This window comes from Microbacterium sp. RURRCA19A (genome assembly GCF_900156455.1).
Lineage (GTDB): Bacteria > Actinomycetota > Actinomycetes > Actinomycetales > Microbacteriaceae > Microbacterium.
On the sequence record NZ_FTNQ01000001.1, the window covers coordinates 1,299,895 to 1,313,217 of the forward strand.

A 13,323-nucleotide genomic window follows, 5' to 3' on the forward strand; every position below is an offset into this window, starting at 1 on the left:
GGGTCAGTCTACGGGGCGCGCGCCGCGACCATCGGTCGCGTCGGTTCCGCCCTCGGTGCGCCATTCGGCGGGCATCGGCTCCACCCGCGCCCACGCATCTCGGATCCGCGCCTGGACATCGGCGTCGGAGTCCACGGGCGCCGTGCGGTTCTCGCTGCCGCCGGGCCCGGACTCGGGCTCGGGCGTCCACGGCGCCGACACCGCGGCCGGGAGCAGCGCTTCGGAGGGACGATCGCGGAACGCCTGCACGGCTTCGGGTTCACGGTCGACGGGGTGGAGGTCGCGCGGCGATCGATGCGGAAGCGGAGTCCGCGGCGCGAGGAGCAGGATCGCGAGGCCGACGAGCACTTCCAGTCCGAGCGCGAGCGCGAGGGGGCCCGGCTGCGGCCCTGTCTCTGCGAGACGTCCCGGCCCGATGGCGCCGCTCGAGAAGATCGCGATCACCGCACCTACTCCCCCGGTGACGGCGGCCACCGCCACCGCCACGACGAGCCGCGGGGCGACCGGTTCGTGATCGGCGCGTTCGGGCATCGCGGAACGCAGGATCCACCCCGTCAGCGCGCCGACCGCGATCGGCAGCAGGGCCAGGAGCAGCAGCCACGGCGTCGTCGACTCGGGGATGATCCCGAGGATGGGGATGCCGGGAACCGCGCCGACCTGCGTGGCCGCGGGGGTCACGGCGGTGTCGGCGCCCAGGGCGAACCCGGGGCCGGCGGCGAACGCCACCGCCCACGCCACCAGGGTCGGCAGGTACACGAGCTGTCCGAGCGCGAGGACCGTGGCCCCGATCCCGTCGACGTTGCTCGCCTGGAAGAGGGTGATGATCTGCGTGCCGCGCGCGACGAGACCGGCGGCCACGACGACCCCTCCCACCGCGACGAGACCCAGCGTGGTCAACGCCGCACCGCGCAGCACGAGCGTGGGCACGGGCGCCCAGTCACTCGGCATCCGCTCGATCCCGGCCCGAACGCGGTCGATCGGACCTTCGTCGCCGATGCGCCACGCGCCCACGACGGCACCGAGGAGCGACGGGACCGCGAAGATCAGCGACGGGAAGAGGATCGCCTGCCACGTTTCGAACGACACCAGCGGGGCCCCGGACGTGAGGGCGATCAGAGCTGCGAGGCCCGCGAACACCACCGTCCCGGAGAGCCAGCCGGTCAGCGCCGCTCCGGACTCCGCCCCCCGGATGCCGGAGCGCGCGGCGAACAGGCCCGTGAACGCCGCGAACGCCAGGGGCGCCAGCGACAGGGTGAACGTCGCGAGCGACGGGTCGACGCCCGTGGCGGCGAGGTAGGCGTCGGGAAGGGTCACCGTGATCGGCACGAAGTGGCCGAGGTGCCACACGGCCGCGGCGGACGGCCACAGCGCCGACCAGTCGGCGTCGCCGAGGGCGACGACCCACATCAGCGCCAGCGGCGCGAGCACGACGGCGATGCCGACCGCGGCGGCCAGGAGCGCGTCGAGGGCGGCGAGGAGAGCGACGAGGAGACGATGCATGAGCAGACCGACCCTACCCGCGGTTCCTCGCACGGCTCCTCAGGCGCGGCGGCGTCTCCCATCCGCGCGTGAGGGGTCATCCTCTGTCGCGTCGAGCTCCGCGTAGCGACAGACGACGACCCCTCACGCGAGCAGTCAGGCGACCGGCTCCAGCACGAAGACCTCGATGCGGCGCTCGGTCTTCTTCTGGTACTCGTCGTAGTCGGGCCACACCGCCACGGCGCGGGCCCACCATTCGTCGCGCTCGGCACCCTCGGCCTGGTGCGCGTGGTACTCGCGCGTGACGTCGCCGTCCTGCAGTTCCACCGTCGGGTTCTTCACGATGTTGTGGAACCACGCCGGATGCTCGGGCGCACCACCCTTGGATGCCACGACGAGGTAGCGACCGTCGTGTTCGACGCGCATGAGGGCGGTCTTGCGCAGGCCGCCCGTTTTTGCTCCGACGGTGGTGAGGACGATGATGGGAACCCCCCGCAGTTCCGCAGCCTCCTGGCCCCCGGTGGCCTCGAAGGTCTCGGCCTGCGTACGGGCCCATTCGCTGGTGCTGGGCAGATACTCTCCTGAGAGTGGCATGTCCCCCACGATAGGCCCGCTCCCCCCACCCCGGCATCGCGTCCCTCTTCTTTCCTGGAGCCCCCATGAGCACGCCCGCTCCCGAGACCACCGCCGCCCCCGCCCCGAAGAACGCGCTCGACCGGTTCTTCGAGATCACCGCCCGGGGTTCCTCGGTCGGCGCCGAGGTGCGCGGCGGCGTGGTCACCTTCGTGACGATGGCCTACATCGTCATCCTGAACCCGATCATCCTGTCGGGCACGCCCGATGTCGCCGGCAACGCCCTCGGCTTCCCGCAGGTCGCCGCGGTGACCGCGCTGACCGCCGGTGTCATGACCATGCTCTTCGGTCTCGTCACCCGGCTGCCCTTCGCGTTCGCCGCCGGTCTCGGCATCAACTCGTTCCTCGCGGTGGGCATCGTCGGCGGGGTCACGTGGCCGGAGGCGATGGGCCTCGTGGTCATCAACGGCCTCATCATCGTGCTGCTCGCGGTCACGGGGCTGCGCCGCATGATCTTCGAGGCCGTCCCCCTCGCGCTGAAGACCGCGATCACGGTCGGCATCGGCCTGTTCATCGCTTTCATCGGCTTCGTCGACAGCGGCCTGGTCACCGCGACGGGTCTGTCGTCGCCGCCGGTCGGCCTCGGCGTGCAGGGCTCGATCGCCACGATCCCCACCGCCCTGTTCGTGCTCACGCTGCTCATCACGGCCGTGCTGATGGTGCGCAAGGTCAAGGCGGCCCTCCTGATCGGCCTGCTCAGCGGCACCGTGATCGCGGTGATCGTCGAGGCGATCGCCCAGCTCGGTCCGCGTTCGGCCGAGAACCCCGGCGGGTGGGGCCTGAGCGTCCCGACCGTGCCGACGCAGTGGGTCGGCCTCCCCGACCTGTCGCTGGTCGGCCAGGTCGACCTCTTCGGCTCGTTCGGGCGCATCGGCGTGCTCGCGGCGCTCATGCTCGTCTTCACGCTGGTGTTCACGAACTTCTTCGACGCCATGGGCACGATGACGGGCCTCTCCCGCGAGGCCGGGCTCGCCGCTCCCGACGGGACGTTCCCCCGCCTGCGCTCGGCCCTGATCATCGAGGGCATCGGCGCCGTCGCCGGTGGCGCCACCTCGTCGTCGTCGAACACGGTGTTCATCGAGTCGGGTTCGGGCATCGGCGAGGGCGCGCGCACGGGTCTCGCCAACGTCGTGACCGGAGCGCTGTTCCTGCTCGCGATGTTCTTCACGCCGCTCACGAGCATCGTCCCCACCGAGATCGCCGCCGCGGCGCTGGTGATCGTGGGCGCGCTCATGATGGGACAGATCCGCCACGTCGACCTCGGTGACCTGTCGGTGCTCATCCCAGTGTTCCTCACCGTGACGGTGATGCCCCTGACGTACTCGATCGCCAACGGCATCGGCGCGGGCTTCGTCAGCTGGGTCGTCATCCAGGCACTGTCGGGCCGCGCCCGCCGCGTGAGCCCGCTGCTGTGGATCGTCGCCGCCGGCTTCGTCGTCTTCTTCGCCCGCGGCCCCGTCGAGTCGCTGCTCGGCTGACCCTGTACCCGCGATAAGGGGGCCCGGATGCCACGGCATCCGGGCCCGTTCGCGTGTCCGGGTGCGGCCGGTTCTCTGGTTCGAACGTCCAAAACACGCCGCATGCGCCGCCCCCGATACGGCGTGTCCTGGACACTCGACGCCGGAACCCCGGCCCGCGCCGCTGCCAGAACCCGGATTCGGTGTCCAAGACACGCGGACGCAGCGCCATGCCGTCCGCGTGTCCTGGACACTGAACCACGCCGCCGCCCGGGAACGCGAAAGGGCCCGGATGCCATGGCATCCGGGCCCCGAAAGAGAAGCGCTTACAGGCTCTCGATGATCTCGCGCATCAGGGCGGCCGTCTCGGACGGCGTCTTGCCGACCTTCACGCCGGCGGCCTCGAGGGCCTCCTTCTTCGCCTGGGCGGTACCGGCGGAGCCGGAGACGATGGCACCGGCGTGGCCCATGGTCTTGCCCTCGGGGGCCGTGAAGCCCGCGACGTACCCGACGACCGGCTTGGTGACGTTGGCGGCGATGAACGCGGCCGCGCGCTCTTCGGCGTCGCCGCCGATCTCGCCGATCATCACGATCGCCTTGGTCTCGGGGTCGGCCTCGAACGCGGCGAGCGCGTCGATGTGGGTGGTGCCGATGATCGGGTCGCCGCCGATGCCGATGGCGGTCGAGAAGCCCAGGTCGCGCAGCTCGAACATCATCTGGTAGGTCAGGGTGCCCGACTTCGACACGAGGCCGATCGGGCCCTTGCCGGTGATGTTCGCGGGCGTGATGCCCACGAGCGCCTCGCCGGGGGTGATGATGCCGGGGCAGTTCGGACCGATGATGCGGGTCTTCTCGCCCTTCGACTTCGCGTACGCCCACGCCTCGGCGGTGTCGCCGACGGGCACACCCTCGGTGATCACGACGAGCAGCGGGATCTCGGCGTCGATGGCCTCGACCATCGCGTCCTTCGTGAAGGCCGGGGGCACGAACGCGATCGACACGTCGGCGCCGGTCTCGCGGATGGCCTCTTCGACCGACGCGAAGACGGGAAGCTCGACGTCGTTGCCGGCGGCGTCCTTGTGGGTGACGGTCGTGCCGGCCTTGCGGGCGTTCACACCGCCGACGACCTGGGTGCCGGCCTTGAGCATGAGGGCGGTGTGCTTGGTGCCCTCGCCGCCGGTGATGCCCTGGACGATGACCTTGGAGTCCTTGTTGAGGTAGATCGACATTTCTCTGTCCCTATCCCTTACGCGTTGGCCAGCTCGGCGGCCTTGTCGGCGCCCTCGTCCATACCGGCGGCGAGGGTGACGAGCGGGTGGTTGGCGGCGGCGAGGATCGCGCGACCCTCTTCGACCTGGTTGCCGTCGAGACGGACGACGAGCGGCTTGGTCGCGGCGTCACCGAGGATCTCGAGCGCCTTCACGATGCCCTCCGCGACGGCGACGCACGAGGTGATGCCACCGAAGACATTGACGAACACGCTCTTGACCTGCTCGTCGCCGAGGATGACGTCGAGGCCCGCGGCCATGACCGTGGCCGAGGCGCCGCCGCCGATGTCGAGGAAGTTGGCGGGCTTCACGCCGCCGTGGTTCTCACCGGCGTACGCGACGACGTCGAGGGTCGACATGACCAGACCCGCGCCGTTGCCGATGATTCCGACCTGGCCGTCGAGCTTGACGTAGTTGAGGTCGTGCTGCTTGGCCTTGGCCTCGAGGGGGTCGGCGGCATCCTTGTCTTCGAGCTCTTCGTGCTCGGGGTGACGGAAGCCGGCGTTCTCGTCGAGCGAGACCTTGCCGTCGAGGGCGATGATGTCGCCGTCCTCGGACTGGATGAGGGGGTTCACCTCGACGAGCGTGGCGTCCTCGCCCTTGTAGACGTTGAAGAGCTTGACGAAGACGTCGGCGACCTTGGGGGCCAGCTCGTCGTCGAACTTCGCGGCCTTGGCGATCTCGAGCGCCTTCTCGGGCGAGATGCCCTCGAGCGGGTCGACCTCGACGCGCGCGAGCGCCTCGGGACGCTCGACGGCGAGCTCTTCGATCTCCATGCCGCCCTCGACGCTGGACAGCGACAGGTAGGAGCGGTTGGCGCGGTCGAGCAGCACCGAGAAGTAGAACTCCTTGGCGATGCGGGCGCCCGCGGCGACCATGACGCGCTTGACGACGTGGCCCTTGATGTCGAGACCGAGAATGGCCTGCGCCGCCTCGAAGGCCTCGTCGGGGTTCTTGGCGACCTTCACGCCGCCGGCCTTGCCGCGGCCTCCGGTCTTGACCTGAGCCTTGACGACGACGACACCGCCGAGCTTCTCCGCGGCCGCCTTCGCCTCCTCAGGGGTGTCGGCGATGATGCCGGCGAGCACCGGCACCTCGTACTTTTCGAACAGGTCTCGTGCCTGGTACTCGTAGAGATCCACGGATGATCCTTCGCTGGGCGATCGGTGGTGGGAGGAGGCGTGAGATCTCTCGATATCAAGAGATCTTTGCCAAGCGACAACCCTACTAGACCGGGCTGAACGAGCCGGACGCGCGTACCTCCGGACGGAGGGAATCCGGGATGCCGAGCTCCACGACGAGCCGCGCATGGTCGCTGCCGACGCCGGGGACGGCCCGCAGCGAATCGACCTCGATGTCGTCGCTCGTGAGGACATGATCGAGCCGGAGCAGCGGGGGCAGCAGACGGCTGCCGATCGGCCATGTCGCGCCGGACCCGCGCCCGACCGCGTCGAACGCGTCGCGCAGCCGCCCCCGTACCAGACCTCGCAAGGGAGCGTGGTCGCCCGTGGCGTTGAAGTCGCCGGCGAGGATCACGGGGCTCGCGTCGGCGTCGACGAACGCGCCGAGCCACTCCATCTGCCGTTCCCACCTCCGCACCTGCCCGGCGGTGAGGGGTGCCACGGTGTGCACGTTGACCATTCGTACCCGACCGTGCGGGGTCGCGAGATCGGTGCGGAGCATCGGCGACCCGGCCACGTCGAGCACCGCGTCGAAGACCATCGGGAGTCGTGAGAACGTCGCCGCGCCGTGATACTCCGGTCGCGGCGCGACCCGTCGGTGCGGGTAGGCGGACCACAGGCGCGACCGCCGCAACACGGCGAGCACCTCAGGGGTGACCTCCTGCACCAGGACGACGTCGGCATCTTCGTCGGCGATCTCATCCGCGAGCCGCGAGATGTCCGGGTTGCTGCAGAGCAGGTTGGCCGTGACGAGCCGAATACGCAGGGAACCGTCCGCGACCGGATGGGGTCTCCGGCCACCGCGGCCGCCGGCAAGGTCGGACACCTGCAGCGCCACGAGGGCACCCGCGACCATCGCGAGGGCCCGTCGCCGAGCGAGGGCCGCGACGAGGAGGACCGGGTAGGCGGCGATCAGGAGCCGCCGTTCGACCCCGCGCACCCCGATCGCGAGCGGGAGCCGCCGCACGGGACGAACGCGGGCGCCGACGGCGGCCAGGAGCGCAGCCGCCACCATCCAGCCGACCCGCGCGGAGACCGAGGTCACCCCGAACCCTCGGCGAAGATGCGGCCGAGGACCTCCCGCAGCGCTTCGGAGCTGACCGGCTTGGTCAGTCGCGCCGACAGGCGCTGCGACGCTTCGACCGGGATTCCCGAGTACTCGATGATGCCGGTGAGGAGGACGAACCGGGTGGATGCCTCTTCCCCGAGCACGTCGAGCAACTCGGTGCCCGTGCCCGAGGGCAGCTGGAAGTCCGAGATGACGAGGTCGTACGTGCGCTCACGCAGCCGCGCAGCCGCCTCGGGCACGTCGGCGGCGGCATCCGTCGTCCATCCCTGGGCCCGGAGCATGTGGGTGAGCACGAGGCGGGTGACGGGATCGTCGTCGACGATGAGGGCGTCGCTCACCGGTCCTCCTCCTCGGCGGAGTCGCGCATCACGAAGATCTGGTCGAACTGGGTCAGCCGGAACACCCGCATCGCGTCGTCGGATCGGGGGCGGATGAGCGTGACCGACCCTCCGGTCAGGCCCCGGTCGCGGCGGGCCCGCGCGAGGACGGCGAGGCCGGCGCTGTCGACGAAGGCGACGTCGGTCAGATCGATCGTCAGTCGGGACGCTCCGGCCACCGGGGCCGAGTCGAACACCTGGCGTGCCCTCGGCGCCTCCACGGCGTCGAGGCGCCCGGAGAGCGCCAGCAGCGCGTACGTCTCGTCCACGTAGACCACGTCGATCCTCAGGGCGCTCCCGCCCGTCGACTCAGTGCTGTGCATCGTCGCCCCCGATCTCCATGCGCAGTTCCAGTTCGTTGACCGCTCCGACCCGCCGATACGAGACCTCGGTGACGAGCGAGCGGATGATCGTGAGACCGTACCCGCGCTCGCGGAGCGGCTCGGCCGGTAGCGCTGCCGCGGTCGACGGGTCGAACGGCGCTCCGTGATCGGTGAGGCGCACCGTGAGCGAGGTCGGGCCGAGTTCCAGAGCGAGGCCGATGGTCGAGTCGGCGGGGAGAGCACCGTGGTCGATGACGTTCATGCAGGCCTCGTGGACCGCGAGTTCGGCGCGAGGCAGCACCGCGGCCGCGGTCTTCGCCTCGAGGTGTCCGAGGGATGCCGCGAGCCACCCGCCGATCTCGCGCGCCGCCAGCGCAGTGGGTTCGATCTCGAGGGAGGATCGCACGGTCACGCGGGGGTCCTTCCGCGACGGATGACCATCAGGGTGGCGTCGTCGGACGGGGCGGCACCGCGCGCGAAGCCGTCGACCGCGCCGAACACGATCCGGCCGAGCTCGGTCGAACTGCGCCCGCGGGCCGAACGGCACAGGTCGGTGAAGCGGTCGTAGCCGTACTGCTCGCCGTCGGGATCCGTCTGCTCGGCCAGACCGTCGGAGCCGATGACGAGCGTGTCGTCGGGGCCCAGCACGGTGGTCCACACCCGGGGGACGCGGCCGCGGATCACCCCGAGCGGAGGGACCGATGCCTTCACGGCCTCGACCTCCGCGCCGCTGAACACCACCGGGGAGTGCCCGGCGTTCACGAGCGAGACCTCGCCGGTGTCCTCGCGGATCACGCCCACCGCCAGGGTGATGAAGACCCCGACGTCGTCGAGATGGTCGAACAGCTCGTCCTCGATGCGCTGGAACACGTCCACCACGGAGTCGTCGGGTCGAGTGAGGAAAGCGATCCGGCAGGCCGCGACGGCCCGCGTCATGAGCATCGCGGCCGGCAACCCCTTCCCGGCCACGTCGCCGACCGCGAACCAGATCGCCCCGGTCGAGCGCCCGAAGACATAGAAGTCGCCGCCGGTGAGGGCCGCGGGGACCGTATGGGCGAAGACGTCGACACCCGTCGAGGGGGGCGGTTCGGTCGAGATGACCGACTGGGCGAGGACGGATGCCAGCTGGTGCTCGCGCTCGACGGCGGCGCGTTCGAACTCGTGGCGATGCAGTTCCCGGAACGCGAGCATGATGCCGATCGCCGAGACGATCGCCTCGATGAGAGGGACATCCGCGGTGGAGAACGGACGATCGCCCGACCGGAAGAAGGCGATGTGCTGCTCCGTCTCACCCTCGGGATCGAGCACGCCGATCACCGCGGTGTCGGACGCGACGGCACGCACGGCGTCGTCCGGCGCCGCCTCGAGCGCCGCGTGGACCAGACGCACGTGCGCGTCGAGGTCGCCGCCGTCGCCGCGGACGAGGACGACTTCGTGCCCCTCGAACAGCAGGACCTGCCGCGAGTCGGTGATCGACAGCGCTCGGTCCAGCAGCAGCGAGAGCGTGTCGTCGCTCGCCGTACCCCGCAGGTTGATCCGCGCGAGCGCCTCGACGGCCAGCTGCCGGTCCTGGCTCGCGATGAGCGCTTCGGTGAGCGCCGATTGCGTGGCCTGGAGCTCCGCGACCGCATCGCGCACGACCCGCTCCGCGAGGGCCACGCGGTCGGTGTCCTCCACCCCAGGGCCCCGGGCTGCCGCCGCCACGAGCAGATCGAGCGCTGCCTCCAGTGAGCCGGGGGAGCCCACGACGGCGCGGGCACCCGTCTCATCGGTCCTCATGACGGACCGTCCGCCGCCGACCGGATCGTGAACAGCTCGGCGAGGTCCGTGATCTCCAGGATCACGCGGACGGCGTCGGCGGGGTCCACGAGCACGACCTCTCCCCCGAACGCACGGGCCTGCTTCTGCAGGCGCACGAGCTCGGCGAGCGCCGTGGAGTCGAGGAACGCCACCTGCGACAGGTCCATCAGGATGACGGGGTGCTCGGAGGTGACCAGCGGGTGCACGGCGGTGCGGAATCCGGGCGCTTCGTGGGCGTCGAAACGCCCCGCCAGGTACACCGTGCGGCGCGAGGGTTCGATCTCGGTCCTGACGATCATCGCGGGGTCCTTCCGTCGACTTCCGAGGGGGTGAGCGGTGTCGGGCGGCGCCGCTGCTCGCGGTACGCACCGCGCAGATCCAGCAATCGGATGCGGACGAGGTCCCGCAGGAACTGCAACGTCACCTTCATGGCATCCACGGTCGATCCGGGGGCGTCGTACCAGTCCACCGGCTCCTCCGCCACACGGTAGCCGAGCTTGTGCGCGAGGTAGAGGACCTCGAGATCGAACGAGAACCCGTCGACGACCTGCGTCGAGAAGAGCTCCCGCGCGGCCTGCGCGGTGAAGAGCTTGAATCCGCACTGCGTGTCGGCGACGTCGATGCCGAACACGCGCGACACGAGGACGTGCAGACCTCCGCTGAGGATGCGGCGTCCCAGACTCTTGTTGCTCACCGCCGCGCCGGTGACGGCCCGCGACCCGACGACGACGTCGAACCCCTCGGTGAGGCGTTCGGCGAGCCGGTCGAACTGCTCGATCGGGGTGGACTGGTCGGCGTCGGCGAACAGCACGAGACGTCCGCGGGCGGCGAGCATGCCGCGACGGACGGCATCGCCCTTCCCGGCGTTGCGCGGCGCGGTCAACAGCCGCAGGTTGGCGAAGCGCAGGTCGCGGACCAGGGAGGCCGTGGCATCCGTCGATCCGTCGTCCGAGACGATCAGCTCCCAGGGTTCGCCGCGGGCGCTCATGTGCGTGGCGATCGCGCCGATCGTCGGGAGGATGCGCCACTCCTCGTTGTACGCCGGGATGACGACGGTGACCGCCGGCTCCTCGGTCAGGGGCTCGGTGACCCACGCCTTGTACGCGCGGTACGCCGACATCGGTTCGCTCATGGGGTGACTCCCGTCGTCGCCGCCCGTCGCGTCGCCGACGACGACACGAGCGCGTTCACCGCAAGCGCCACCAGCAGCACAGTCATCGCCACGCCCTGGGCGGCGATGAGGGATGCCATGTCCCGGTGCCACACCAGCAGCAGGACCACCTGCAGCAGGGCCGCGCCGACGAGGATCCACGACTGCCGCGTGCGCGAGCGCGAGAGGTGGTAGCTGGCGACGAGGTTGCCGATGGCGAAGAGCGTCGTGGCCAGCGCGTATGCCGCGATCGGAATGGACAGATCCGCATACGCGGGACCCAGCACGATACCGAGGACGGGGCCGCCCCACAGGAATCCGCCGACGGCGCAGACCAGACCGATGGCCGAGACGATGAGGATGCCGTTGCGCAGCACGTTCGACGCGTCCTGCCCCGCGGCGTGGCGACGCACCGCCACGGGGAAGACGACGGTCGCCACCGACCAGGCCAGGAAGAACACCGCCCGGCCGACCAGGGCGACCGCCGCGTACACACCCGCATCCGCGGGGGCGAAGACGGCCTTCGAGACGAGGATGTCGCTGTTGTTGGCGATGATCTGGCCGACCAGGAGGATCGAGACCATCCCGGCGTAGGCGCGCACCTCGCGCGGGTCGATGGTTCCGCTGACCGCGCCGCCGCGCGCCCGGGCGACCACGCTCACGACGGCACAGGTCACGACGAACGACACGCTCAGCGCGACCGTCGCCCCGATGACGCCGAAGCCGGCCCAGACCAGCAGGACCCCGAGTCCGACGCGCGTGATCATCTCGATCACGAACGACAGCGCGAGGGCCGGGAACGCGAGCCGCGCCTGCAGCGTGCCGCGGCCGACGGCCTGCACGAGCCAGAACGGCACTCCCGCGGCCAGGACGACGAACGGCCACGGGGAGGCCGTCCGGAACAGATCCGACCAGAGCGGGGAACCGGCGGCGAGCGCGACGGCGGCGACGACACCGGACCACAGGGCGAGGCGCCGCAGCCGCCGCACCAGCGCGTCCGAATCGCCGGGGAATCCCGATGCGTCCGCACGGGCGACGAACCGGGCGGCGACCATCTGCAGGCACAGGGCGACGGAGGTCAGGGTGAACAGCAGCGTCACCATGAGGTTGGCGTCGGAGAACTCGGCCGGGGTCAGCACGCGGCCGAGGAAGAGATTGAGCGCGTAGTTGCCGGCGTTGGCCACCAGCATCGCGCCCGCGAGCATCGACCCGCCCGCGACGAGCCGGCGTCCCCCGGTCGGCGCGGTGTCCGCGCGCCGCTCCTCGGTCACACCGGCCTCCGGGCACGGAGGCGGTCGATGTGCGCGATGTGCCACTGCACGACCTCCGACATGGGAACGCCGCTCGCCGCGGCGTAGTTCCGGCGCCCGAGCATCTCCCGCCTCTCGGGGTCGTCGAGCACCGCGGCGAGCGCGTCGGCGAGACTCCCGACGTTCCCGGGCTCGAAGTAGACCCCCTCGAACCCCTCCTCCTCGATCACGTCGACGAGGTCGCCGATGCGCGGGAGGACGGCGGCACGACCGTACTCGCCGGCCTGGTGGAGCACTCCGGAGCTGCCGGTCGTCGAGGTGTACGGGAAGGCGACCACCGCGGCGGAGCCGAACAGCGGGGCGACGTCCTCCTCGGCGATGTACCCGGGCATCTCGATGTTCGGGACGTCGGCGTACCGGGCGGCGGCGGCGGCCATGTACCCGGCCGAGTTGGGGCTGTCGGTGCCGGCCAGGACGAGCCGCAGATCGTCGTAGCCGCGGTCGAGCAGGAGACGGTAGGCGTCCACGAGCAGGTCGACCGTCTTGTACGTGCCCCATTTTCCGAAGGCCATGATCGTGCGTCGACCGGGAGGGATGCCGAACGACGGCTTGGCGATCTCCTCGAAGCTGCCGTGGGGCGCGAGGAGCGCGTTCGTGGCGCCGTAGCTTTCGCGGAGGAACTCGACGTAGCGGGGGATCGTCAGCGCGACGATGTCGGCGCGGAGGAGCGCCCGCGTGAGCAGGCGGCCGGCGAGCGTCATGAGCCGCGCGGTGAGCGCGGAGCGGGCGAATCCGGCGTCCCGCATGTCGACGTTGTCGGCGAGGTTGTGCAGGACCACCAGGGTGGGCACGCGCCGCGCGCGCAGCACCGCCGGGAGCAGGAGGCCGAGCGCGCCGGGGACCCGTCGGTCTCCGAAGGTCGCGAACTGCAGATTCAGGATGACCGCGTCGGGCCGGGTGCGGGCGACGGCCCGCGCGACCCGGACCACCGTCCGCGGGTCGTTGAACGTCCAGCTCGGGACGAACGTCACCCCGTCGATCGGCGTCGGGGCACCGGCATCCGTCTCGTCGGCGTAGACGACGACGTCGCTCACCTCTTCCAGTCGACTGAGGTGCCGCACGAGGTGATAGCCGTATTCGTTGAGGCTGTTACGGCCCGGGGGGAACGCGGTGACGACGCCGATGCGCAGGCGCGCGGGAGAGATCTTCGACCCTGCCGACTGCTGCCCCACCATGGCTGCCCTCCACGTGTGAGCACGACAGTACTCGGAACGCTGCCCCTGTTGTCACCCTTCGCTTCACCTGAACCCGCGTTTCGGTTGACATCTTGGGAGCG

Annotated in this window: 14 protein-coding genes; 1 reads left to right on the plus strand and 13 read right to left on the minus strand. The window is 70.7% G+C overall.

Going from position 1 to position 13,323, the window contains the following annotated elements:
* Positions 1-3: 3 nt before the first annotated feature.
* Positions 4-1,500: a cell division protein PerM gene (locus BW982_RS06200; protein ID WP_076491134.1), complete on the minus strand. Its 1,497-nt coding sequence runs from the start codon at positions 1,498-1,500 to the stop codon at positions 4-6.
* Positions 1,501-1,635: 135 nt separating this feature from the next.
* Positions 1,636-2,073: a nitroreductase family deazaflavin-dependent oxidoreductase gene (locus tag BW982_RS06205; protein ID WP_076491135.1), complete on the minus strand. Its 438-nt coding sequence runs from the start codon at positions 2,071-2,073 to the stop codon at positions 1,636-1,638.
* Positions 2,074-2,138: 65 nt separating this feature from the next.
* Here BW982_RS06205 and BW982_RS06210 point away from each other — a divergent pair, with 65 nt between their 5' ends.
* Positions 2,139-3,590 carry an NCS2 family permease gene (locus tag BW982_RS06210; protein WP_083696527.1) on the plus strand — a complete coding sequence of 484 codons (1,452 nt, stop codon included), beginning with the start codon at positions 2,139-2,141 and terminating at the stop codon, positions 3,588-3,590.
* A gap of 305 nt (positions 3,591-3,895) precedes the next feature.
* Here BW982_RS06210 and sucD read toward each other — a convergent pair whose 3' ends face one another.
* The 11 genes from sucD to BW982_RS06265 form a co-directional block, all read right to left on the minus strand.
* The gene (gene sucD, locus BW982_RS06215) at positions 3,896-4,798 is read right to left on the minus strand and encodes a succinate--CoA ligase subunit alpha (protein WP_076491136.1); all 903 of its coding nucleotides are present in this window, start codon (positions 4,796-4,798) and stop codon (positions 3,896-3,898) included.
* Positions 4,799-4,815: 17 nt separating this feature from the next.
* Positions 4,816-5,979: an ADP-forming succinate--CoA ligase subunit beta gene (gene sucC / locus BW982_RS06220; RefSeq protein WP_076491137.1), complete on the minus strand. Its 1,164-nt coding sequence runs from the start codon at positions 5,977-5,979 to the stop codon at positions 4,816-4,818.
* A gap of 85 nt (positions 5,980-6,064) precedes the next feature.
* Positions 6,065-7,063 (minus strand): endonuclease/exonuclease/phosphatase family protein, encoded by a 999-nt coding sequence (locus tag BW982_RS06225; RefSeq protein ID WP_076491138.1) that lies wholly within the window; start codon positions 7,061-7,063, stop codon positions 6,065-6,067.
* A complete protein-coding gene (locus BW982_RS06230; protein WP_076491139.1) occupies positions 7,060-7,425 on the minus strand; it encodes a response regulator in 366 nt (121 codons plus the stop codon). Before BW982_RS06230 ends, BW982_RS06225 begins: the two co-directional genes overlap by 4 nt.
* Positions 7,422-7,742 (minus strand): STAS domain-containing protein, encoded by a 321-nt coding sequence (locus tag BW982_RS06235; protein WP_175611041.1) that lies wholly within the window; start codon positions 7,740-7,742, stop codon positions 7,422-7,424. Before BW982_RS06235 ends, BW982_RS06230 begins: the two co-directional genes overlap by 4 nt.
* Positions 7,743-7,773: 31 nt before the next feature.
* Complete coding sequence (locus BW982_RS06240; protein ID WP_076491141.1) at positions 7,774-8,199, minus strand: ATP-binding protein; 426 nt, start codon at positions 8,197-8,199, stop codon at positions 7,774-7,776.
* Positions 8,196-9,566: a PP2C family protein-serine/threonine phosphatase gene (locus tag BW982_RS06245; protein ID WP_139327326.1), complete on the minus strand. Its 1,371-nt coding sequence runs from the start codon at positions 9,564-9,566 to the stop codon at positions 8,196-8,198. The genes BW982_RS06240 and BW982_RS06245 overlap by 4 nt, the downstream gene beginning before the upstream one ends.
* On the minus strand, positions 9,563-9,886 hold the full coding sequence (locus tag BW982_RS06250; RefSeq protein ID WP_076491143.1) for an STAS domain-containing protein: 324 nt from the start codon (positions 9,884-9,886) through the stop codon (positions 9,563-9,565). The genes BW982_RS06245 and BW982_RS06250 overlap by 4 nt, the downstream gene beginning before the upstream one ends.
* A complete protein-coding gene (locus BW982_RS06255) occupies positions 9,883-10,719 on the minus strand; it encodes a dolichyl-phosphate beta-glucosyltransferase (RefSeq protein WP_083696528.1) in 837 nt (278 codons plus the stop codon). The genes BW982_RS06250 and BW982_RS06255 overlap by 4 nt, the downstream gene beginning before the upstream one ends.
* Positions 10,716-12,008: an oligosaccharide flippase family protein gene (locus BW982_RS06260; RefSeq protein ID WP_076491144.1), complete on the minus strand. Its 1,293-nt coding sequence runs from the start codon at positions 12,006-12,008 to the stop codon at positions 10,716-10,718. The genes BW982_RS06255 and BW982_RS06260 overlap by 4 nt, the downstream gene beginning before the upstream one ends.
* On the minus strand, positions 12,005-13,222 hold the full coding sequence (locus BW982_RS06265; RefSeq protein WP_139327327.1) for a glycosyltransferase: 1,218 nt from the start codon (positions 13,220-13,222) through the stop codon (positions 12,005-12,007). Before BW982_RS06265 ends, BW982_RS06260 begins: the two co-directional genes overlap by 4 nt.
* Positions 13,223-13,323: the final 101 nt, after the last annotated feature.

Excerpts from the sequence above, each read along its gene's own strand:
- BW982_RS06200 (WP_076491134.1), bottom strand. The coding sequence starts at position 1,500 with ATGCATCGTCTCCTCGTCGCTCTCCTCGCCGCCCTCGACGCGCTCCTG.
- BW982_RS06205 (WP_076491135.1), bottom strand. The coding sequence starts at position 2,073 with ATGCCACTCTCAGGAGAGTATCTGCCCAGCACCAGCGAATGGGCCCGT.
- BW982_RS06210 (WP_083696527.1), top strand. The coding sequence starts at position 2,139 with ATGAGCACGCCCGCTCCCGAGACCACCGCCGCCCCCGCCCCGAAGAAC.
- sucD (WP_076491136.1), bottom strand. The coding sequence starts at position 4,798 with ATGTCGATCTACCTCAACAAGGACTCCAAGGTCATCGTCCAGGGCATC.
- BW982_RS06245 (WP_139327326.1), bottom strand. The coding sequence starts at position 9,566 with ATGAGGACCGATGAGACGGGTGCCCGCGCCGTCGTGGGCTCCCCCGGC.
- BW982_RS06250 (WP_076491143.1), bottom strand. The coding sequence starts at position 9,886 with ATGATCGTCAGGACCGAGATCGAACCCTCGCGCCGCACGGTGTACCTG.
- BW982_RS06255 (WP_083696528.1), bottom strand. The coding sequence starts at position 10,719 with ATGAGCGAACCGATGTCGGCGTACCGCGCGTACAAGGCGTGGGTCACC.
- BW982_RS06265 (WP_139327327.1), bottom strand. The coding sequence starts at position 13,222 with ATGGTGGGGCAGCAGTCGGCAGGGTCGAAGATCTCTCCCGCGCGCCTG.